Genomic DNA, 21,808 nt, shown 5'->3' with positions numbered 1-21,808 from the left:
CCTATGGCTATTTATAAACATAAAGAAACAGGTGCGGTTGTTGTCACAGATAGCGAACTAAAAGGCGATTGGGAACTAGTTAAAGAGAAGGATGTTCAAAAAACTCCGACAGTGCCTGAATTGAAGTCGATGTTGACCGAATTGGGGATTGAATTTAATCCGAAAGCGAATAAAGATGAGTTGTTGCAACTTTACCAAGAAAGCCAGAATCTGAATGAAGAGGAGTAGCTTATGACTCCTTTTGCGACAATATCCGATTTGGAAACTTTGTGGCGGGTGTTGAAATTTGACGAAACGGAGCGGGCAGAAGCCTTACTTGAAGTTGTGTCAAACTCTATACGTCATGAAGCTCAAAAAGTCGGGAAGGATTTGGATGAGATGATTGCTGATAGTCCGGTGTTTGCCTCGGTGGTCAAATCCGTTACAGTCGATGTAGTTGCTCGCACTCTCATGACATCAACAGACCAAGAGCCTATGACTCAATTTAACGAGTCAGCTCTTGGCTATTCGGTGTCTGGTTCGTTTTTGGTTCCTGGCGGAGGGCTCTTTATCAAAGATAGCGAGCTGAAGCGATTGGGACTGAAGAAACAACGTTTTGGAGCGAGGGATATTTATGGGACGGATTAAAGGTATACCGATTGTCTTGATTGACAAACAGATCATTGGCAAGGATTCGTTTGGTCATCCAAAGACTGCAGATGTGGAGATTGTGGTTGAGAATGTCTTGGTTGCGCCCGCGACAACCGAGGATATTACCAATCAAATCAATTTGACAGGAAAGAAAGTGGAATACACGCTAGCTATTCCCAAAAGGGATACAAACCAATGGGAAAATCGAGAGGTGCGTTTCTTTGGTCAACGCTGGCGAACAGTTGGTGAGCCGCTGGAAGGTCTTGACCATCTGATCCCGCTTGAATGGAATAAGAAAGTGCAGGTGGAACGGTATGGCTAGCATGAAATTTAAGTTGAACCGTGCAGGTGTCCGTGAGTTGATGAAATCGCCTGAGATGCAGGCAGTTTTGACTGACAAGGCAAATGCTATCCGAAACCGTGCAGGCGATGGGTATGAATCGGATATCTATGTCGGTAAGACTCGTGCCAACGCTATGGTCTATGCGAATAGCTTTCAAGCTAAACGGGACAACAAGAAGCATAATACCTTGTTAAAGGCGGTGAAGTCATGATTGAAGTCATCATGTTGAACTTTTTAACCGAGCATCTTTCTGTGCCTGTCTATACGGAACATCAGGAGGAAATGCCTGAGTGTTTTGTGATTTTTGAAAAGACGAGCGGTGGCAAGAAGAACCATCTGAATCAAGCGACTTTGGCGATACAATCTTATGGGCAGTCTTTGGAAGAGGCTGCCTTTTTGAATGAAGAGGTCAAAACGGTGGTTGAAAAGATGATTGGGCTACCGAGTATCAGTAAGGTAGAACTCAACTCGGACTATAATTTTACAGATACGGAAACCAAACGCTATCGCTATCAAGCGGTGGTGGATTTTATTTATTTTTAAAAGGAGAATTTACATGGCAGATGCAAAACTTGTGTCATCGGCAAAGCCTGATATTGCTGGGGCGATTTCCTCAGCTCCAACTGGAACGAGCTTGCCGACCAATGCGACTACTAAGCTAAATACGGCTTTTAAAAACTTAGGCTACATTTCAGAGGATGGCTTGACCAACGAGGACACTCGTGAATCGGAAGAACTGAAAGCCTGGGGCGGTGATGTGGTTGATACTCCTCAAACAGGAAAATCAGACAAATTTACCTACAAACTCATTGAGGTGTTAAATGTGGATGTCTTAAAAGAGGTCTATGGTCCTGAAAATGTGAAAGGCGACCTTGAATCAGGGATTACTGTGGAGGTCAACTCTAAGGAATTGCCTACGCATCCATTGGTAGTGGATATGCTGCTGAAAAATGGTGCTAAGAAGCGGATTGTCATCCCAAATGCTAAGGTGCTGGAAGTTGGGGAGATTACCTACGCCGACAGTGACTTGGCTGGTTATGAAACAACTATCCAAGCTCTGCCAGATAGCAAAGGCAATACACACTATGAGTACATTAAGGGAGCTAGCGAATCGACAGGAACAAGCTCGCCGTCGTCATCGTAAGGAGGTTTAAATGTTTGAAGTAAAAACCAGTACAGGTCTTGTGATTAGCATTGACCAAGACCGTTTGGAAAACTATGAGCTTTTTGAGGCAATCGCTGCTGAAGAATCTGGAGACAGCAGTGCCATGATTCGGATTGTCAATTTGTTACTCGGTGACGAAGCGAAGAAACTCAAGGACCATGTCCGTACAGAAAAAGGGCTGGTGCCTATTTCTGCTCTTGGTGCTGAAATCAAGGATGTCTTTGAACAAGTCAAAGACTTAAAAAACTCGCAATCCTCGCCAGAATGATTTCGGCAGATGAGGATGCTCTTGTCTGTGATTTGGCTGAAACCTATGGCATATATGATTATCGACAGCTACCTGTTTTGCGGGTAGCTGTTTTTGCTTGCGGGTTAAGTGAAAAATCACGGATTAAGAAGGTCTTGTCTGGTCAGAAAGAAGACTTGGATACTCTGCTGCTTGCAGGTATCTATGATACGGTTCGTTTGCTCTTTTGGGCTAAAACTAAGGATGGACAGGCTGGACGGAATCGTCCAAACTCTGTTGCTCAAGCCTTGGAAGGGTCGAAAGTGGAACGTGAGGAACGTGTCTTTTCTTCTGGTGAGGAGTTTGAACGTGCTATGCGTGCGCTAGAAATAGAGATTGGAGGTGAGGAGCGTGGCGACTGATTTAGGTTCTGCTTATGTGCAGATAGTCCCGTCTGCAAAAGGCATTAGCGGGTCGATTTCGAAATTATTGGGTGGTGAAGTTGAGAGTGCAGGTAGATCTGCTGGCTCAAGTCTCGGTGCCTCGCTCGTCTCTGCTTTAAGTGGAGCACTTGCAGCAGCAGGGATTGGAAAAATCATTGGTTCTGCTTTGAGTGCTGGTGCTGATTTGCAACAATCTTTTGGTGGTCTGGATACTATCTATGATGGTGCTCAAGAGTCTGCTAAGCAGTTTGCAAAAGAGGCCTACAAGGCTGGAATATCGGCAAACACCTACGCAGAGCAAGCTGTATCCATGGGGGCTAGCCTGAAACAGGCTCTTGGTGGTGATTCGACCAAGGCCATCAACATGGCAAACGTGGCTATCATGGACATGACGGACAATGCGGCTAAAATGGGTACCGATATCGGTATCATCCAACAGACCTATCAAAGTTTAGCCCGTGGCAACTATGCCATGCTGGATAACCTGAAGCTTGGTTTTGGTGGCACAAAGGCTGAAATGGAACGTTTGTTGACGACTGCTGAGGGCTTGCCGTCTGCTATGGGGCGCAAGTTTGATATCAGTAACTATGCGGATGTGGTAGAGGCTATCCACCTTGTCCAGGAAAGTATGGGATTGACAGGTGTAGCAGCTGCAGAGGCTGAGAATACCTACACGGGTTCGCTTGCTGCAATGAAGGCAAGTTGGGCTAACACACTTGCAGGCTTATCTTTGGGCGAGAATATCACGCCACAATTACAAGCCTTAGCGTCGACAACGTCTAATTTTTTATTCGGAAACTTTATTCCGATGGTTGGGAATGTATTCAAGGGTTTGCCAACTGCGATTGGAACGTTTATCGCTGAGGCTAGTCCTTTGGTTGCTCAACAGTTTCAGGGTTTGTTTTCGAGTCTTGGAATGAGTGTTGATTTAACCCCTATTACTTCAAAATTTCAAGGGATTTTGACGGCATTTCAGCCTGTCATAGCAGGGCTACAGACGGCTTTTGGGCAATTACCTGGTTTCTTTTCGGCGATTGGTGCGGCTGTTGGTCCAGTGATTACGACGATTATGGACGGTATTGCTCGGATGGACTTTTCAGGCTTCCAGTCCTTAATAAGTGCTATTTTACCAGCTCTACAAGCTGGCTTCCAGACCTTCATGAGCATTGTCAGCCCTGCCATTGACTCAGTCGTTCAATCCTTCGTGTCTATGTGGAATGCTGCTCAACCTTTGATAACCATTTTGAGCGGTGCTTTAATGCCTGTCTTGCAAATTCTGGGGTCCTTCCTTGGAGGTGTTGTAAAAGGAGCTCTTGAAGGTGTCGGATTTGCTTTCGATGCTTTAAAAGTGGCTATCGAGTTCCTGACTCCTGTGGTCGATTTTTTGGTACAGGCTTTGAATTTCGTTCAGCCTGTGCTGAGTACGATTGCTGAATGGATTGGTGTAGCTATCGGTATGTTTGGTAATCTGGGTACGGCTGGGGAAGGTTTGAGTGCTTTTATCAAGTCGGCTTGGACTAACATTCAATCAGCTATTCAGACGGCTGGAAATATCATTGGAACAGTCATTGACTGGATCAAATTGGCTTTTTCTGGAGCTGGAAATGCTGTTGATGTGCTTAAAAATGTCTTTTCTTTGGCTTGGATGGGCATTCAAGATGCCATTAAGGTTGCTAAGGACATTATTGACGGTGTCATCAAGGGTGTTAAGTCAGCCTTTACTAGCTTTCAGGATGTTGTATCTAGTGTTGGGAAGGCGGTCAATGGGGTCATTGATACGGTTGTCTCCACCATCAAGGAAGTTGCCAATATCGATATTTCTGGAGCTGGTAAAGCGATTATGGATGGCTTCTTGGGTGGTTTGAAGTCTGCTTGGGAGGGTGTCAAGAGTTTCGTAGGAGGAATTGCTGATTGGATTGCGAAAAACAAGGGTCCTATCTCATACGACCGAGTACTTTTGAAACCTGCTGGTCTAGCTATCATGCAAGGCTTAAATACCAACTTACAAGTGGGATTCAAGGATGTCATGGGGACGGTATCTGGCATGGCTGGAGCAATTGCTAAGCCTTTTGAAAATCAGTCCTTGGCTTATGATATGACGTCAAGTGCATCGGTGGATGTACGTCGAAACTTGCTGTCTTCTACTGGCGATTTGGCTGGAAGTGATGGAGGTAGTAGCTTGAGTGCTCGTTTGGCAAATATTGAGCGCTTCCTGTCTGTCTTGGTGGATAAGGAGTTGGCAGTTTATTTGGACGGTGAAAAATTAGCTCAAAATAGCTATATGCATCAAGGTGCGATTATGGCAAGGGAGGGGATTTAATGGACTATATGATCATCAATGGCTTAGATACTTCAACCTTGGCTGATTGCCATGTTCTTGACTTTGGTAAAGCACAAACTTCAGTCGAGCGGGCTGAGTTGGTGGAAGTCTATGGTGCAAACGGGCAACTACATGTCAGCGAGGGTGTGTACGATGGCTACAACAGGACATTTATCATCACGCTGAGGCATTTGTCGGATGCTATGCGCTTGATTGAGGTTTTCCAGTCGGAAAATAATACGGTGGAATTCGGCTATCTAAGGGATAGCCTTTTCTACTGTGATTTGGTGTCTAGTAGTTACGTGCCACTTGGTCCATATCGTTGGAAGGTGGAAATTACTGTGACTATGCATCCGTTTCGGTATGTTAAAAATCCAGCTGACGTCGTTTTGACTTCATCTGGTTCTATTCAAAATCCTGGCACGGTCTATTCGGAGCCTATCATCATCATAGAGGGTTCGGGTCGTGTGACCTTGACTATTGGTCAGCAGGTCATGGAATTAGATTTGGATACTCGTGCGACCATTGACTGTCGGCATAAGCGACAAAATATCTATGACAAGAATGGTGCTGTAAAGAACACTATTCGCAAACGTGGTCCATTCTTTGAGATACCTGTCGGTCGGAGTGGTGTCGCGACAAGTGGGACAGTTACGAAAATAACGATTCAAGGGAATTGGAGGTATAAGGTTTGATCTATCTTAAAGACGGGAATATCCCGCTCAATCTTGCTTATGATGATGACATCGTGCAAGAAGCCAATAGCACCTACCAACTATCCTTTAAATTTCCGCTGACTGATGGGAAGTGGAATCTGCTCAAAAGGGAAGTTTTTCTGCTGGCTGATGACCTGCACGGTGAACAGGAATTTTTTATTTTTGAAGTAAAGAAAGTAAATGGCTATGTGCAGGTTTATGCTAAGCAGGTCGCAACACTCTTGAATTACTACTCTATCAACACTATCTCGGTTGACAGGGTATCAGGGCAGACGGCTATGACTGCCTTAGCTGGTAGTATCAAGCGGAACTGTCCGTTTACCTTTTTCAGCGATATCATGGATCGTCATACGTTTAATGAGTCCAATGTATCAGTCATGGATTCTTTGGCCAAGGATAAACACTCTATTGTCGGTCAGTGGGGTGGTGACTTGGTGCGTGACAAGTACCAGGTTAAATTGTTAAAAAACGGCGGTATTGAGAATGAGTCGCTGTTTATGTACAAGAAAAATCTCAGTAGCTACGAAGAGTCTGAGAATATCAACAACTTAAAGACACGATTGCATCTCAAAAAGACAATCCAAGGACAGTCTGAGGGTGAGGCAGACCGTGTTATTGCTGTGACAGTGGATAGTCCGTTGATTGGGCAATATCGTCAAATCTACGAAGCAGATATTGAGGTCAATGACCAAGATGTAACAGATGAAGCTAGCCTTTTGGCTTATGGGCAGAGGTATTTTGGCTCAACTCTTTGTGATTTGGTAGAAAACTCTATCAATCTGGATGTCAAAGGCAAGTCTGATGTATCTGTTAAGATGTTCGACACGGTAAGTGTATTCCACGAGCGATTCGATGTTGATTTGCGTTTGAAAATTACTAGCTACCATTTTGCACCGATGTCCAAGCGATTGAAATCCATAGGATTTGGTAAGGTGTCGCAATCTGTCAAGTCTACAGTGGCAAGCATGGTCGCTGGCAGTGTAGATAAAGCTACAAATACATTATCAGCATCCTTTGAACAGAAACTGCAGAAGGAAATTGACAATGCAAACCGCCATTTCGACGCTGAATTTGAAAAGCGAGTCGAGGAAATCAACGACGGTATCGAGCAGTCAAGGGCTGAGGCTGAACGTTATGCAGACAATATCAAGCAAAGTATCAATGCTGAAATCGCCCAAGTCAATCAATCCATGCAAGCTCAATCTGAAGAACACGACAGACAGGTCGCAGATATATTGTCCAAAACCCAGTCTGTCGAATCGCTTGCCAACCAAGCCAAGTCGGATGCTACTAGTGCACTGGCTAGAGCTAACCAAGTCAAGACGGAGGCTATCGCAGATGCAAGAGCGCAGGTTGCGACGGTCAGTCAAGCCTTAAACACTGCCAAGTCCGAACTGCAGACGGCAATCGCTAGTGCAGACCAAAAGGCTAGAGATAGTCAAGCGAGTGCTACAGCCTTGCGGAATGACCTTAACTTGCAAGCTGGCAAGATTTTGGAGCAAGCACGAGCACAGACGGATTTGACCAATCGAGTGACGACAGTTGAAACTCTGGCTGATGGTACGAGGTCAACAGTCGCAGAACTGTCTAAAACCGTATCTAAAGCAACTGGAGACATCACTAATGTTACCAATCGAACTAAGACCGTAGAAGACACTCTGAGCCAAACGAGGACCCAATACGAGGCTCTGACGCAGACCGTCAATACTCAGACAGGGCAGATTGAGAGTATCAATCGCAAGACTGCTGACTTGCAGAGCGGGATTGACGGAGTGACGGAGCGGTTTGAGAGTTTGCGGATAGAAGACAATCTTTTGCTCAATAGCTCATTCAACGAAAACTTGAACCAATGGCAAGGAAACGGAGTGACTATAGTTGATGGTAAAGCGAGAATTATAGGAGAACTTAATAAAACCAAGTACATTTACCAAAGCATCAAGTCTCAGATAGCTAATGACGATGTTAGCCAAGTATACATAGCATCAATCTCAGTTAAGGTCTCTAATTATGTGGCTGGTTCTAGAAATCCATATCTTGCACTTTATACAGATGGCAAAAAGAACGACAGCGCAAAAACATGGTTTGGCGCAACATATTTGACAGCCAATCGCTTAGATGCGGTCAATAATAGAGGAGTTGTGCAGTTTGCGACTACCTTTAGGATAAACGTACCTCGAAACCAGATAAAGTCTCTTGATTTCTATATCTATGCAAGAGATTTCACTGGGGAAGTGGAATTTGAAAAAGTGTCGCTCAGACGTGGAAATATTGATTTAGGTTGGCAGGCTTCTCCAGAAGACCTCCGCTCCGAAATCGCAACCTACAAGCGCACTGCTGAGGAATCCAGTGCAGAGTTGTCCCGTCAAATCCAACTGGCAGACGGTAAGGCAGTTGAGGCTAAGACCTACGCTCAGCAGACCGCCGAAGGTTTTAGGACCCGTCTGGAGAGTCTAGAAACCTACAAAAATGAAGAAGGCACACGAGCTAGTCAGTACTTTACCGCTAGTCGTGATGAGACTGCTCGCCAAGTATCAGCTCTGCGTGTAGCTGTTACTCAAGACTATGTCGCTAAGTCGGTATTTGAAGAAACCGCTCGCGGAATTAGTCAGCGGTTTGAAAGTCTGTATGTAGGCGGTACCAATCTATTGACAGGCACTGATGAATACACCGAAATCTTTAACAGCGAACAAAGTCACGCAGAGTTTCTGCGAACACCTTATGACTTGGCCCCAGTTTTTGATAAGTATGGGCTGATTGAGTATACCTTAAGTTTTGACTTGAGAGCATCTCAAACGGGGCAAGTCGCTGTATACCAGCAAAATGGATCAGGTTCTAAATATTCGGGTCTATGGAAAAACTTGACTGTCACAACGGAGTGGCAAAGGTTCCATGTGACCTTTACTCCAACCGAGGGAACAGTGAGTTTAGCAAATAGTTACTTAGCCTTTTATGGCACTTACGGCACGGGAGTAAAACCTATTATTCGTCGAGCAAAAATTGAACGCGGAGCGATTGCGACTGACTGGTCGCCCGCTCCTGAAGACCAACAATCCTACGCAGACACAAAAATCGCTGAATATAAGACCACGGTCGACGGGCGATTTGCGACCTTGCAATCTCAGAAGGCTAACCAAGTAGACTTGCAGACTGTACGTGAGACGGTCAATCTTTACGAGCGTATCATCGGCTCAACGGAAACTGGTATCAAAGACAAAGTCGCTCGTATGGTCATGACTGATAGTCTATTTCTAACCGAGGTCAAGGATAAGATTAGCGGTACAGCTACACAGGTTAGTCAGCTTAATAATTCGTACGCTATTAAAAATCTGACTAGTGCTGGTACAGTGCTTAACCAAATCAATTTACTGGCTAATGGTACTAATAGAATCGATGGTCGACTGACGCATATCACAGGTCAGACTTTGATTGATAATGGCGTAATCAAGAACGCTATGATTGGTGAGTTGGATGCTGGAAAGATTACGTCGGGTACAGTGGATGCTGCACGCATTAAAGCGAATAGTATCGACGGGTCAAAAATTGCATTCGATGAAGCTTTCTTCAACGGGTTATCCGCAAACCAAGCCTACCTGAAGAAATTGTTTGCCAAGGATGCGTTTTTGACAGCAGTGCAAGCTGTCACATTGTCGGCAAGTAAGATTTCAGGTGGAATTTTGACCGCGACCAACAAAGCTATGGAAGTCAATCTAAACGCTGGTCAAATCTTGTACTATACGGACCAAGCAGCTCTCAAGCGTGTTTTAAACGGCTATCCTACCCAGTTTGTCAAGTTCGCAACTGGTACGGTTACTGGAAAAGGAAATGCTGGAGTGACCGTAATAGGCTCCAACCGTTGGAATTCCGAGTCCTCGAATGATGGCGGATTTGTCGGAATTAGGGCTTGGAACGGTCCAAATATTGACCAAATCGACGTGGTTGGAGATACGGTCAGATTGGCAAGCTCAGCGTTTGAAGCAGCGGATGGATGGAATATCAATACCTTGCCTGGGAAATTAGACATCGATGCATTTAATGCTGATCACCGCGCTTCGTCCAAGATAAAAGTTGGGGATTTGTGGTTGTGGAAAAACGCTACGACATACTCGAGCATGAGAGATACCATAAATTTGATCATCGACAACTTACAGCTATTACACAACAATAAATCGACAGAGAGGGGTTATAGCTATACTCTACCAGCAAAAGTTTAGGAGGAAATATTTAAATGAACCAAGAACAACTGAATCAAGCACTCGCTTTGACAAACCAAGAACTAGCCAACCAATTGGCAGAAGAGAAGAACACTAAGAACTTGTTAGCTGTCCAGTTGACAGAAGCTCAGCAGACCATCGCAGGTCTGCAGGCAGAAATTACTGAGTTAACAAAGCAACTGGACGAAGCTACTAAACCAGCGGAAGAAATCATCGAAGGAGAATAATCATGACTGAAACTACTAACAATACTTTACTCGACTTATCAACTATTACAGAACCATTTGACCTTGCGACTGCATTGCAGTACATGAAGGAAAACGGGGAATTTATTCGCTGTAAAAATGCGACAAATGATTTTTATATGTACCGTGATGTCCAACGTCGACCAGGTATTGTCAACGGCCGTCGTCAATTCGTAGAAGTTGAAACTGTGTGGGCCTTTAATCAGTGGGGCGGAACTACAACGACAATCAACGTTGCTGATCTCTTCAATGAGGAGTTCTACATCATGCAGTTTGATGAAAACGGAAATCCAGATTGGACAGATCCGACATTGCCAAAAGAATAGGAGGAATTCTATTGCCAATCGAACACGCAGAACGAATAGCTCAAAGCCAAGTTGCTTGGGCTATTTTGTTTATTTTATTATTTGGGTTCGTCATCCGGTATCTGATTAAGACATCGGATAAGAGAGAAGCTAAGCTCATGGATTTCCATGAGCAAGCAAAGGAAGAAAGTAATAAGCGGGAGGACCGTTTGATGAATCACCTCGAGAAAACTACCGCAGAAATGGGGGCGATGGCTCGTGAAATCGGTGGCTTAAAAGGTGAAGTGTCATTAATGAGTGACCGCATCGAAAAAATCGAAAAAGGAGAATAAGTATGAATCAACTTACAGAAATTATTATAGGGTCTGCTACTGGTATATTAGCTATCGTTGCCGGTATGATTGTCCATGAGGTCAAAAAGTATCTGATTGCCAAGGGCGGTAAGCGAGCGGTCGAAATTACAGAGATTCTGGCACGGAACGCTGTTAATGCAGTTGAACAAATCGCCAAGCTAGACCAGGACAAGCATGTAGACAAGCTAGACATGGCTAAACGTCGCGTAACAGGTCAGCTTGCTAAATACAACATCTATATGACTGATACACAGTTAGAGACCTTTATCGAATCAGCAGTGAAGCAAATGAACGATGCGTGGAAGGAGACTGACAAATGACAACAGTAAATGAAGTCACCAACTTCGCCAAAGACCTTGCCAACCGTGGTCAAGGCGTAGACTATGATGGTTGGTACGGCAAGCAGTGTGTAGACCTACCTAACTGGATTTGTGGAAAATATTTCGGCAAGGCTCTGTGGGGCAATGCCATTGATTTGATAAAGTCAGCCAAGCAACACGGATTTGAGGTGCATTATATGCCTACCTCAGAACGTCCACGTCCAGGGGCTATCTTTGTCAAAAATTACTGGGCAGGTGACGGTATCAACTATGGGCATACAGGTTTGATTATCGGTGTTAGCGGCAATACCGTCCAAACAATCGAGCAAAACTTGGTAGGTAATTTGTCGGTCGGTGGTCCTGCTCAATATGCTAGCCAGCAAATCAGCAACCTTGTCGGCTGGTTTTATCCACCTTACAGCGACTCTACTGCAGTGGCAACACAGTCAAGCAGTGGCAATCTCGGTAAGGTCAAAGACGAGAAGGGGACAATGACCGTTAAAGTATCTTTGCTCAATGTCCGAGACAAGCCTGGTCTAGACGGTAAAGTTGTGGCAACGTACACGAATGGCGAGCAGTTTAATTATGATTCGGTCTATATTGCCGATGGATACATTTGGGTATCGTATGTTAGCCGTAGCGGTGTACGTCGCTATGTAGCAGCAGGCGAGGAGTCAAATCGGCGTAACGTGGTGCCTTATGGTACGTTTAAATAGATTTTCATTTTTAAATTTTTTCGCATTTTTACCATTTTTGCGCTTTTTGAGAAATATAATTAAGGACATGATAGCTATCAATCACTGTCCTTTGAAAATTGAATAATATTTTGAAGTTTTTTCAAAAACCTCTTGACTTTTTGTGGCACAAGTTATATTATATTGTTGTGGCACAGAAAGTAGGTGATGAAATGAGCCCACGAACAGGAAGACCTAAGAGTGAAAAACCACTTAATGTCGAAGTTAAGGCAAGAATTGATACAGAGTTAAATAAACAACTGGAAGATTATTGTCTACAAAAAAAGACCACTCGTACCGAGGTGGTCAGAAAAGGCATAAAGTTAGTTTTAGGTCTGGAAGAAAACAAATAACGCATAACTCCTCTCCGCCAAGATTGCAGTTATACGTTATCCCTCGAAAGAAACTCTTTCTGAAATCATTATATCAGAAACGAGCTTCTTTGTCATACCCAAAGGAGTTTTTATTATGGCAAAAATTGATGTTTTAAGTGAGTACGAAGATTTGTTGAATTTTACTGCTGAAATTCGTGAGAGTTTAAATATTATTCATAACTGGTTGTCGCGAGAACCGAAATTCGACAAGCCAGAAACTTATTACGATATTATTGTGGCTCATGGCTCACATTTTGCTTTACTGAATTTAATTATGCACCGTTTAGACAGCTTAGAGGCTGAACATAGAACAATTATCGAAAATGCAATGAAAGGAAACTAATATGGAACTACAAATTTTTAAGAATGAGAAGTTTGGACAAGTGCAACTTGTGGAAATCAACAATGAGCCTTGGTTCGTCGGAAAAGAGATTGCGGAGATTTTGGGATATAAAAATTCTCGTGATGCATTGAGTAAGCATGTTGATGAAGAAGATAAGGGGGTCGCAAAACGCGACACCCTTGGAGGAAGTCAAGACCAAGTTATCATCAACGAGAGCGGTCTATACTCGCTTATCTTGAAATCTAAGTTACCACAAGCCAAGCAGTTCAAACGCTGGGTCACATCAGAAGTCTTGCCAAGTATTCGGAAGCACGGTGGCTATCTGACAGATAACAAGCTAGAGGAAGCGTTGCTTAATCCAGATACGCTCATATCGTTAGCAACTCAACTGAAAGAAGAAAGAGAAGCACGTAAGCAGCTTCAAGTAGCGAATAGTCAACTAATGGTTGACAACCAGATTATGCAACCAAAGGCCCAGTATTTTGATGATCTAGTTGCCAGAAATTTGCTGACAAGTTTCCGAGATACAGCTAAAATGCTAAAAATCAAAGAGCGTGAGTTCATTAATTGGTTACTGGACAAGAAGTTTCTGTACCGAGACAAGAAAGGGAAACTTGTACCATTTGCCAACAAAAATGACGGACTCTTTGAAATCAAAGAAACCAAGAACGAAAGTACAGCTTGGAAAGGTACACAGACCCTCGTAACACCTAAAGGACGAGAAACCTTTAACATTTTATTGAGAGTATAAATGCAGAATTCCCCAGCGTTTGCTGGGCTTTTTTTCGTGCTCAAGATAATCTCAAGATAGTCTCAAGTTGGCTCAAGATACAGTAAAACACAGTAAAATACAGTAGTCTATTTGCTCAAACTCGCCATTTTGTCAATAATGGTTGCTGGAATTGATTTCTATTTTGACAAAATGGGCAAAATGACAAAAGCCCTCAGCAATACTGGGGGCTATTTTCTATTGTGGCGGACATTTCCAAAAATGTCTGTTATGATGGAATTTTTTGAAAAATATTTGTTAAAAACAAGTGTTTTGTGTTGACAAGTGTTAAAAACAAGTGTATGATATAATTAAAGATAAGGAAAGGAGATAAGCCAATGACAGAGCGAGAGCTTAAGAAGATTGCTAAGAAGCAAGGTTTCAGTAAAACAAACTTTGGCAAAGGGTCTCACGAGGTTTGGAAACATCCAGACGGACGGACAGTGACGATACCTAAACCAAAAGAAAAGGATTACAGACCAGGCACACTAAGCAACATTCTCAAAGTCTTGTACGGGGAGTGATGGCACTCCTCCCTGTACCCCTAAAGGGGTTACTCTGATCATTGGCTTAATCTATCACTATGAAATATAATTATTTAGCATTGTTTGAAGCAGATAAGGAAAATGGTGGCTACAGCATTTCTTTCCCTGATTTCCCTGGAGCATTTAGCGAAGCCGACAATCTAAGCGAAGCTATTTTCAACGCTCGTGAAGTTCTTGAAATCTATACCATCATGTTTGAAGACGAGGGTAAAGAATTTCCTAAACCATCATCATTCAAAGCACTTGCAAGCAACCTAGCAAGCGATGATGATGTGATACAGGCTATCTCTGTTGATACCGAACTTGTCCGTGAGCGTGAACGCTCTAAAATCGTCAATAAGACTGTCACACTGCCAAGCTGGCTTGTGGAAGTTGGAAAAGAGAACAAGGTCAATTTTAGCCAACTGTTGCAAAAAGCAATCCGTGAGGAATTGCAAGTATAAGAAAGAGCGGTCAAAGATGGCCGCTTTTTTTCTGTATAAAAAATTATGAAAATAGATAGTAATACTTTTCAAAAATTGACCTATGAAAAACCGTCTGCCCCAAATTCGCCCCAAATTATTTTCAAAGTTTGCCGAATTTAACCAGACGGAAAATCAAAAAAGCCCGATTTTACGGGCTTTGCGTTCGGTTAATCCATGCTAATTCAGGTGCTAAAAGGTGGCAACTAGCATCGAATACTATCGAAAGGCCTTGTTTGACAAGGTTTTTTCTTATTTTTGTCCTAAATTCGCCCTTATTGTCAAAAAATCCCTTGACATGAATGTTTATTATGGTAGAATAGGGCTTAGAAAAAAGAAAGGAGTAAAACAAATGAACACACAACTTGTCCTTCAGCAAGCTATTTTTTATCATACACTCCTTTCTAAGCAGGAAAACAGGGCTCATTGAAAGACTTTTGAAGTTTTCGTGGGTCTACTCTGGAATAGTGGGAAAGTCAAGCATGTCTTATCATGGTCAGGTGGGCTTTTCAGAGCTATTCGAGAGTTGGTCTATTTTTTGTGGACTGAGCCAAGCCTAGGTGGAGTGATAGACACCTAGGCTTTTTTGTGCTTAGAAAGGAATCGTTTTAATAACCTTTTTCACAAGTAAAATGCTTTTAGAATGAGAGGGTATTTTGAGTGAATACAGGTTTTAACTTAAAGGAGAAATATGTTTAAATTGATTTTTGATTACGTCAAACAACACAAGTGGCTCTATTTGTTGGTTGCTGTGACCTTGATTATTTATGACGCCACACTTTTGCTACCAACGCAAATCATTCAGCGGATGGTGGATACGCTGACCAAGAATGGCTTAACTGAGCGCATTTTAGTTCAAGAGATGGGACTCTTGCTCTTGGTGACCTTTCTCAATTATGGGATGGGCTTTATCTGGCATCTTAAGCTTTTTCAGGCCTCGGTCAATTTCAAATTTGATATGCAACAACGAGCCTTTAAAAAGATGGTGACTATGCGGACACCTTTTTATGAAAAATTTCGGTCTGGGGACGTCATGACCCGCTTTTCTACGGATGTTGATGGGCTGATGGAGATGGTCGGATACGGGCTCATGATTGTGGTCTATTCCGGGGGTATGTTAGCATTTATCATTCCTACCATGCTTTTGATTGACTGGAAGATTTCCTTCCTTGCTATTTTACCGATGATTTTTATGGCAGTTGCTTTCTTTTTCATTGGTCGCAAGCAGGATCTGGCTATTGATGCCAACCGTGAGGCAGTTGCACAGCTCAATAATGAGGTTTTGGAAGTTGTCGAGGGTATTCGTGTAACCCGGGCCTATAGCAAAAAGGCAGCTCAAAAGGCTCAGTTTCAGGAGCGAACCAAGGAATTGGCGGATGGTGGGGACCGGATTACTACCCTGCAATCCCTTTATAACCCCCTGGCTACGGTCGGTCTGGGTTTGTCGACTATCCTGGTCTTGGTGCTTGGAGCAGGGGCAGTCAAGTCTGGTCAGCTCAGCCTGGGGCAGGTCATCGCCCTCCAACTCTATGTCAGTTCCCTCCTAGAGCCTTTCTGGACCCTGGCGGATTTCATACTGGTTTACCAGACTGGTAAAACTTCATTTGAAAAACTGCAGGAGCTGATTGAAACAGGAGATGACTTGGAAGTGGATGGCTCGGTAGAAATAGCCGAGCTGGATAGTATTTCTTTCAAGAACTACAGCTTTAGCTATCCTCAGTCGGACCGTCCGAGTTTGCAGGAGATTAACTGGACCTTGAAAGCCGGTCAGACAGTCGGGATTGTTGGGAAAACGGGTTCCGGCAAGACCAGCTTGGTTAGACAATTGTTACGTCAGTATCCAGTTGGGCAGGGAGAGTTTCTTGTTAATCATCAGTCTGTCCTGGACTTCAAACGCTCAAGCCTGGAGCAAAAAATTGGCTATGTTCCCCAAGAACACATTCTCTTTTCAAAATCAGTTAGGGAAAATATTGCCTTTGGTAAGCGTGACAGTAGTTTGGAAGAAATTGAAGCGGCTATCGCAACCGCAGCCTTTAGCCAGGACTTAGAGCGGATGAGTCATGGACTGGACACCATGATTGGCGAGCGGGGTGTGTCTATTTCTGGTGGTCAGAAACAACGGATTTCTATTGCGCGTGCCTTTTTACGAGAGCCAGACTTGCTCATTTTAGATGATTCCCTGTCAGCAGTTGATGCTCGAACAGAAGGCCAGATTATCCAAAATATCCAGAAAGAACGTGCAGGCAAGACAAATGTCATTGTGACCCACCGCCTGTCTGCTGTCAACCATGCGGACTGGGTGCTAGTCATGGACGAGGGTCGCATTGTCGAAGAAGGACGACCGGCCGACCTGCTAGCCCAAGAAGGCTGGTACTATGAACAATACCAGCGCCAACAAAGTCAGGAAGGAGGAGAATAATGAAGGTTTTAGGATTTTTATTGAAGCAAATTGGTCGCGTTAAGTGGCTCTTTACGTTTGCTGTAGTCTGTTACTTAGCAGCTTCTAGCCTCTTGCGTTTTGCCCCACTTATTATTCAAAAAGCCATCGATGGACCTTTACGGGCCTTGAGTGAAGGCCAACCCTTCCAAGAATCCCTTTTCTTGCAGATGTCAAGTCAATATGTGGCCATGATTTTCTTGGGTGCACTTGGTTATTACCTCTCCATGCGAATTTTGATGCACTCTGCCAATAGGATAGCAGAGTATTTGCGCAACCAGGCCTATGATGTTATGCAGCGCCTGCCTATTTCTTATTTTGATGACAAACCTGCCGGAAAGATTGCCACTCGTATTGTTAACGATACTGAAACCTTGCGCAATCAGTTTTACGGTACTCTTGTTAATGTCTTTAATAGTTTTGTTCGCTTGCTTCTTACCTACGGGATTGTTTTCTACCTCAATCCTAGTCTAGGTTCTGCTCTCTTGCTACTAATTCCAGTCTTTATCGGTATTCAATTTATCTATAAAAAGTTGACAGATAAGCCTATGAAAGACTTTTACGATGCGCGAAGCGAGGTCAATACACAGGTCAATGAAACCATGAATGGTGCTAGTTTGATCCAGCTCTATGGGCAGGAAGAGAGAGTGCTAGCTGAGTTTGAAGCGACAGCAGATAAGATGCGCCGTGCGGATAACCAGATTATCTGGGCCCAATCCAGCTCGACATGGACCTTGTTGGAGTTTCTGAAATTTCTGGTTGTGACAGGGATTTTAACCATTATTGGCTATCAATTTTTACAAGGTCAATCGAGCTTGTCACCGGGTAAATTATTTGTCTATATTGATTATATTGAAGGGATTTTTGTGTCCCTTGGTGCCTTGGTCAAGCAGTTTCCAAATCTCCTTCGGTCGATTGAAACAGGTAAGAGGTTGATGGGCTTGCTGGAAGAAGAAACGGAGCCTGATAGTAGTGCTGAATTGACGGTGACAGACGGTCAGGTGGTCTTTAACCAAGTGACCTTTGCCTACGAAGTTGGCAAGCCTATTCTCAAGGACATCTCCATTCAGGCTGACAAGGGGGAAACCATTGCTCTGGTGGGCCACACAGGATCAGGCAAGTCCTCCATTATGAACCTCCTCTACCGTTTCTATGATCCTCAGGAGGGTCAGGTTTTGATTGATGGGAAAAACATCCGTGAATATTCTCGTGAGAGCCTGCGCAGTCACATGGGGATTGTCCTTCAGGATCCCTATCTCTTCACTGGGACCATCGCTAGCAACGTGGCTATGGATAAGGAGAAGATGGATAGACAGGCAGTTATAGAGGCACTGGAAAAAGTTGGGGCAGGTCCAATGCTTGCTCGCTTGGAACAAGGTATCGATGAACCAGTATTTGAAAAGGGGTCAACCTTCTCTAGTGGGGAACGCCAGCTAATTGCTTTTGCCCGCACCCTTTACTCCAATCCCAAAATCTTGATTTTGGATGAGGCGACTTCCCATATCGATACGGAAACGGAAGAAATTATCCAGCATGCTATGGAAGTGGTGAAAGAAGGTCGGACAACCTTTATTATTGCCCACCGACTTTCTACCATTCAAAATGCAGACCAGATTTTGGTCTTGGACCAAGGTCGCATTATCGAACGTGGCAGACATGAAGACCTGATTGAGCAAGGCGGTGTCTATGCCCAGATGCATGACATTCAATCTAGGGTTTAGGAAGCAATAAATTATAGTTTTTCTTTATTGGAATGATAGTTAAAATATATTAGCAAACCTTTTAGATGTATGATAGGATAGTGCTATATCATGGCAGTCAGGATTGATGACTTGATGTAAAAAAAGCATGAAATGGAGTATCCTATGACACAAGATTTTTTCCCAATTCATACCTTGGACACTGTTAGACCTGATTTGAAAGAAAATTTGGAAACGGTCAAGAAAAATAACGGTGGCTACATTCCCAATTTAATAGGTCTTTTGGCCAATTCTCCAACAGCCTTGGAAACCTATCAGACAGTCGGTGGCATCAACCGTCGTAATAGTCTAACACCGACTGAACGCGAAGTAGTACAAATTACAGCAGCGGTTGCTAATGGTTGCGGCTTCTGTGTAGCTGGTCACACTGCTATATCTATCAAGCAAATCAAGATGCCGGATGAGATTTTGCAGGCTCTTCGTCAGGGGACACCAATCGAAACGGATGCCAAATTAGATGCTCTCGCTCGATTTACTCTGGCTGTTATCCATGAAAAAGGCAAGGTTGAACAGCCCTTGCTAGAGGAATTTTTCCAAGAGGGCTACACGGATGAAAATGCCTTGGATGTGGTGTTAGGAGTCAGTCTTGCAACTCTTTGTAATTATGCCAACAATCTCATCAACACTCCTATCAATCCAGAATTACAGGCCTATGCTTTGGAGAATTGAGTAAATAGAATAGAGTAAAAACCAGTCGGAAAAATCGGCTGGTTTTTCAGTTCTAACAAGTGAAACTATTTTTATAAAAAAGTTAGAAAATAGAAAGTAGTTTCAAAAAATCCCCTTTTCTTTCTTCAGGCAGAAATTAAAATTTAAATGTAAAAGTCTATTGAAAAAACATCAGTATATTATATAATTATATTGTAAGCGCTATCTTGGATCCAATAGTAGAACGGTGCAAGGAGAATTAAATGGCGATCATAAGCAAAGAAATCTTAAAAGAGCAGATTAAAGATGGCATTATTGTTTCCTGTCAGGCCTTACCTGGTGAACCCTTGTATAGGGAAGAAGGGGGGATTATGCCTTTACTTGTAAAGGCGGCAGAAGAAGCAGGTGCTATAGGTATTCGAGCAAACAGTGTTCGAGATATTAAAGAAATCAAGGAAGTGACCAATTTACCAATTATCGGAATTATCAAGAGAGATTACCCTCCTCAAGAGCCTTTCATTACGGCAACGATGAAAGAGGTTGATGAGCTAGCTGAGCTAGACATTGCAGTTATTGCCCTGGATTGTACTAAACGTGAGCGGTTTGATGGTCTGGACATCGTTGATTTCATCAAGCAAATCAAGGAAAAATATCCACACCAACTCTTCATGGCAGATATTTCTACCTATGAAGAAGGTGTGACAGCCTACGAGGCAGGTATTGATTTTGTTGGAACGACCCTATCAGGCTACACATCTTATAGCCGACAAGAAGATGGACCGGATATTGAGCTGGTTGACCGCCTCTGTCGTGCAGGGATTGATGTCATTGCAGAAGGTAAAATCCATTACCCACATCAGGTCAAAACCATTCATGATTTAGGTGTGGCAGGTATTGTAGTTGGCGGAGCCATTACCCGTCCTAAGGAAATAGCAGAGCGGTTTATCAAGGCTTTGCATGAAAAATAGTTATATAGTTCACTAAACACCCATTGGGTAATCAATAAATAAAGGAGAAGAATGATGAAGAAAATCATACATTCATTGTTGGCTGGTGTGACAGTCTTGTCACTTGCAGCTTGTGGTAGCAGTAATTCAACTGCTGAAAAAACTGCTGATTCTAGTGCTTCTGGTAAGACAGAAATCACATGGTGGGCCTTCCCAGTCTTCACTCAAGAGAAAACGGAAGACGGTGTTGGTACCTATGAGCAAAAAATTATTGCTGCTTTTGAGGAAGCTAACCCAGACATCACTGTAAAACTCGAAACCATCGACTTTACATCTGGTCCTGAAAAAATTACAACCGCTATCGAAGCAGGTACTGCTCCAGATGTCCTCTTTGACGCACCAGGCCGTATCATCACCTACGGAAAAAATGGCAAATTGGCTGAGTTGAATGACCTCTTCACAGACGAATTTGTCAAAGATGTAGCCAACCAAAACATTATCCAAGCATCTAAGGCTGGTGATACTGCTTATATGTACCCACTCAGCTCAGCTCCATTCTACATGGCCTTTAACAAAGCGATGTTGAAAGACGCAGGTGTGCTTGATCTTGTCAAAGACGGCTGGACAACTGACGACTTTGAAAAAGTAATCAAAGCTTTGAAAGACAAGGGTTACAACCCAGGTTCCCTCTTCTCTAACGGTCAGGGTGGTGACCAAGGTACTCGTGCCTTCTTGGCAAACCTCTACAGCGGAAGCATCACTGATGAAGGTGTAACCAAATATACAACTGATTCAGAGCAAATGATCAAGGCCTTGTCTAAGGCAGCTAGCTGGATTAAAGATGGCTACTTGATGAATGGTTCTCAATATGCAGGTGGCGATGACATCCAAAACTTTGCAAACGGTCAAACATCTTACACTATCCTTTGGGGTCCTGCTCAAAACGGTATCCAAGGGCAGTTGCTAGAAGCTTCTAAAGTAGAAGTACTTGAAGTACCATTCCCATCTGAAGATGGTAAAGCAGCTCTTGAGTACCTTGTAAACGGCTTTGCAGTCTTCAACAATGGCGACGAAGCTCGTGTAGCAGCGTCTAAGAAATTCATCCAGTTCATCGCAGATGACAAAGAATGGGGTCCTAAGAACGTTGTTCGTACAGGTGCCTTCCCAGTTCGTACTTCGTTTGGTGCTCTCTATGATGACGAACGTATGGCTATGATTGACAAGTGGACTGGCTACTACTCACCATACTACAACACTATTGATGGATTTGCTGAAATGAGAACTCTTTGGTTCCCAATGCTTCAAGCTGTATCAAATGGCGAAAAAGAAGCAGCGGCTGCTTTGAAAGAATTCACTGAACAAGCAAACGCAACGATTAAATAAATGAATTGAATGAGGCTCCTTTTCTCTGTTAGCTATTCAATAGATATGGAAAAGGAGCCATTCCTTTTATGCTTAATGAAAATCAAAAAAATTTTCATCACTTATTTTGGTTTTCAATGAGTTTTGTTAC

General features: G+C 43.4%; 27 protein-coding genes. All 27 read left to right on the top strand.

From position 1 onward, the window contains the following. Nucleotides 1–3 precede the first annotated feature (3 nt). Nucleotides 4–228, top strand: a complete 225-nt coding sequence (locus CWM22_09635) for a hypothetical protein (protein ID AUC92137.1) — start codon at nucleotides 4–6, stop codon at nucleotides 226–228. Between the two features lie 3 nt (nucleotides 229–231). Next, on the top strand, nucleotides 232–627 hold the full coding sequence (locus CWM22_09630; GenBank protein AUC92136.1) for a hypothetical protein: 396 nt from the start codon (nucleotides 232–234) through the stop codon (nucleotides 625–627). Further along, a complete protein-coding gene (locus tag CWM22_09625; protein AUC92135.1) occupies nucleotides 614–952 on the top strand; it encodes a hypothetical protein in 339 nt (112 codons plus the stop codon). The genes CWM22_09630 and CWM22_09625 overlap by 14 nt, the downstream gene beginning before the upstream one ends. Further along, on the top strand, nucleotides 945–1,184 hold the full coding sequence (locus tag CWM22_09620; protein ID AUC92134.1) for a hypothetical protein: 240 nt from the start codon (nucleotides 945–947) through the stop codon (nucleotides 1,182–1,184). The genes CWM22_09625 and CWM22_09620 overlap by 8 nt, the downstream gene beginning before the upstream one ends. After that, on the top strand, nucleotides 1,181–1,516 hold the full coding sequence (locus CWM22_09615; protein ID AUC92133.1) for a hypothetical protein: 336 nt from the start codon (nucleotides 1,181–1,183) through the stop codon (nucleotides 1,514–1,516). Before CWM22_09620 ends, CWM22_09615 begins: the two co-directional genes overlap by 4 nt. A gap of 13 nt (nucleotides 1,517–1,529) precedes the next feature. Continuing rightward, nucleotides 1,530–2,117 carry a phage tail protein gene (locus CWM22_09610; GenBank protein AUC92132.1) on the top strand — a complete coding sequence of 196 codons (588 nt, stop codon included), beginning with the start codon at nucleotides 1,530–1,532 and terminating at the stop codon, nucleotides 2,115–2,117. Nucleotides 2,118–2,127: 10 nt separating this feature from the next. Next, the gene (locus tag CWM22_09605; GenBank protein AUC92131.1) at nucleotides 2,128–2,406 is read left to right on the top strand and encodes a hypothetical protein; all 279 of its coding nucleotides are present in this window, start codon (nucleotides 2,128–2,130) and stop codon (nucleotides 2,404–2,406) included. Continuing rightward, nucleotides 2,403–2,786: a hypothetical protein gene (locus tag CWM22_09600; GenBank protein AUC92130.1), complete on the top strand. Its 384-nt coding sequence runs from the start codon at nucleotides 2,403–2,405 to the stop codon at nucleotides 2,784–2,786. Before CWM22_09605 ends, CWM22_09600 begins: the two co-directional genes overlap by 4 nt. Continuing rightward, nucleotides 2,776–5,127, top strand: a complete 2,352-nt coding sequence (locus tag CWM22_09595; protein ID AUC92129.1) for a phage tail protein — start codon at nucleotides 2,776–2,778, stop codon at nucleotides 5,125–5,127. Before CWM22_09600 ends, CWM22_09595 begins: the two co-directional genes overlap by 11 nt. Next, the gene (locus tag CWM22_09590; GenBank protein ID AUC92128.1) at nucleotides 5,127–5,822 is read left to right on the top strand and encodes a phage tail protein; all 696 of its coding nucleotides are present in this window, start codon (nucleotides 5,127–5,129) and stop codon (nucleotides 5,820–5,822) included. Before CWM22_09595 ends, CWM22_09590 begins: the two co-directional genes overlap by 1 nt. After that, complete coding sequence (locus CWM22_09585) at nucleotides 5,819–10,054, top strand: hypothetical protein (protein AUC92127.1); 4,236 nt, start codon at nucleotides 5,819–5,821, stop codon at nucleotides 10,052–10,054. The genes CWM22_09590 and CWM22_09585 overlap by 4 nt, the downstream gene beginning before the upstream one ends. Nucleotides 10,055–10,068: 14 nt before the next feature. Further along, the gene (locus tag CWM22_09580; protein ID AUC92126.1) at nucleotides 10,069–10,281 is read left to right on the top strand and encodes a hypothetical protein; all 213 of its coding nucleotides are present in this window, start codon (nucleotides 10,069–10,071) and stop codon (nucleotides 10,279–10,281) included. Between the two features lie 2 nt (nucleotides 10,282–10,283). Next, nucleotides 10,284–10,625, top strand: coding sequence for a hypothetical protein (locus CWM22_09575; GenBank protein ID AUC92125.1), 342 nt, complete (start codon nucleotides 10,284–10,286; stop codon nucleotides 10,623–10,625). A gap of 11 nt (nucleotides 10,626–10,636) precedes the next feature. Next, nucleotides 10,637–10,936 carry a hypothetical protein gene (locus tag CWM22_09570; GenBank protein AUC92124.1) on the top strand — a complete coding sequence of 100 codons (300 nt, stop codon included), beginning with the start codon at nucleotides 10,637–10,639 and terminating at the stop codon, nucleotides 10,934–10,936. Between the two features lie 2 nt (nucleotides 10,937–10,938). After that, complete coding sequence (locus CWM22_09565) at nucleotides 10,939–11,277, top strand: phage holin (protein AUC92123.1); 339 nt, start codon at nucleotides 10,939–10,941, stop codon at nucleotides 11,275–11,277. Continuing rightward, a complete protein-coding gene (locus CWM22_09560; protein AUC92122.1) occupies nucleotides 11,274–11,993 on the top strand; it encodes a cell wall hydrolase in 720 nt (239 codons plus the stop codon). The genes CWM22_09565 and CWM22_09560 overlap by 4 nt, the downstream gene beginning before the upstream one ends. A 191-nt stretch (nucleotides 11,994–12,184) precedes the next feature. Then, on the top strand, nucleotides 12,185–12,364 hold the full coding sequence (locus CWM22_09555; protein AUC92880.1) for a CopG family transcriptional regulator: 180 nt from the start codon (nucleotides 12,185–12,187) through the stop codon (nucleotides 12,362–12,364). A gap of 115 nt (nucleotides 12,365–12,479) precedes the next feature. After that, entirely contained in the window at nucleotides 12,480–12,728 is a 249-nt protein-coding gene (locus CWM22_09550; GenBank protein AUC92121.1) for a hypothetical protein, read from the top strand. Nucleotide 12,729: 1 nt separating this feature from the next. After that, nucleotides 12,730–13,479 (top strand): hypothetical protein, encoded by a 750-nt coding sequence (locus CWM22_09545; protein ID AUC92120.1) that lies wholly within the window; start codon nucleotides 12,730–12,732, stop codon nucleotides 13,477–13,479. Between the two features lie 356 nt (nucleotides 13,480–13,835). Next, nucleotides 13,836–14,021, top strand: a complete 186-nt coding sequence (locus tag CWM22_09540) for an addiction module toxin, HicA family (protein AUC92119.1) — start codon at nucleotides 13,836–13,838, stop codon at nucleotides 14,019–14,021. 59 nt (nucleotides 14,022–14,080) lie between these two features. After that, the gene (locus tag CWM22_09535) at nucleotides 14,081–14,485 is read left to right on the top strand and encodes a HicB family protein (GenBank protein ID AUC92118.1); all 405 of its coding nucleotides are present in this window, start codon (nucleotides 14,081–14,083) and stop codon (nucleotides 14,483–14,485) included. Nucleotides 14,486–14,735: 250 nt separating this feature from the next. After that, nucleotides 14,736–14,933: a hypothetical protein gene (locus tag CWM22_09530; protein AUC92879.1), complete on the top strand. Its 198-nt coding sequence runs from the start codon at nucleotides 14,736–14,738 to the stop codon at nucleotides 14,931–14,933. Nucleotides 14,934–15,194: 261 nt separating this feature from the next. Further along, nucleotides 15,195–16,922 (top strand): ABC transporter ATP-binding protein, encoded by a 1,728-nt coding sequence (locus CWM22_09525; protein AUC92117.1) that lies wholly within the window; start codon nucleotides 15,195–15,197, stop codon nucleotides 16,920–16,922. Continuing rightward, nucleotides 16,922–18,661 carry an ABC transporter ATP-binding protein gene (locus CWM22_09520; GenBank protein AUC92116.1) on the top strand — a complete coding sequence of 580 codons (1,740 nt, stop codon included), beginning with the start codon at nucleotides 16,922–16,924 and terminating at the stop codon, nucleotides 18,659–18,661. Before CWM22_09525 ends, CWM22_09520 begins: the two co-directional genes overlap by 1 nt. 144 nt (nucleotides 18,662–18,805) lie before the next feature. After that, nucleotides 18,806–19,369 carry a carboxymuconolactone decarboxylase family protein gene (locus CWM22_09515; GenBank protein ID AUC92115.1) on the top strand — a complete coding sequence of 188 codons (564 nt, stop codon included), beginning with the start codon at nucleotides 18,806–18,808 and terminating at the stop codon, nucleotides 19,367–19,369. Nucleotides 19,370–19,611: 242 nt separating this feature from the next. Continuing rightward, nucleotides 19,612–20,316, top strand: coding sequence for a putative N-acetylmannosamine-6-phosphate 2-epimerase (locus CWM22_09510; protein ID AUC92114.1), 705 nt, complete (start codon nucleotides 19,612–19,614; stop codon nucleotides 20,314–20,316). Between the two features lie 54 nt (nucleotides 20,317–20,370). Next, a complete protein-coding gene (locus tag CWM22_09505) occupies nucleotides 20,371–21,678 on the top strand; it encodes a carbohydrate ABC transporter substrate-binding protein (protein AUC92113.1) in 1,308 nt (435 codons plus the stop codon). Nucleotides 21,679–21,808 lie beyond the last annotated feature (130 nt).

Source organism: Streptococcus suis (genome assembly GCA_002831545.1).
In the GTDB taxonomy this organism is placed as follows: Bacteria; Bacillota; Bacilli; order Lactobacillales; family Streptococcaceae; genus Streptococcus; species Streptococcus suis_P.
The sequence above is the reverse complement of the archived record's forward strand: the minus strand, read 5'-3'. Positions and strand labels throughout refer to the sequence as shown.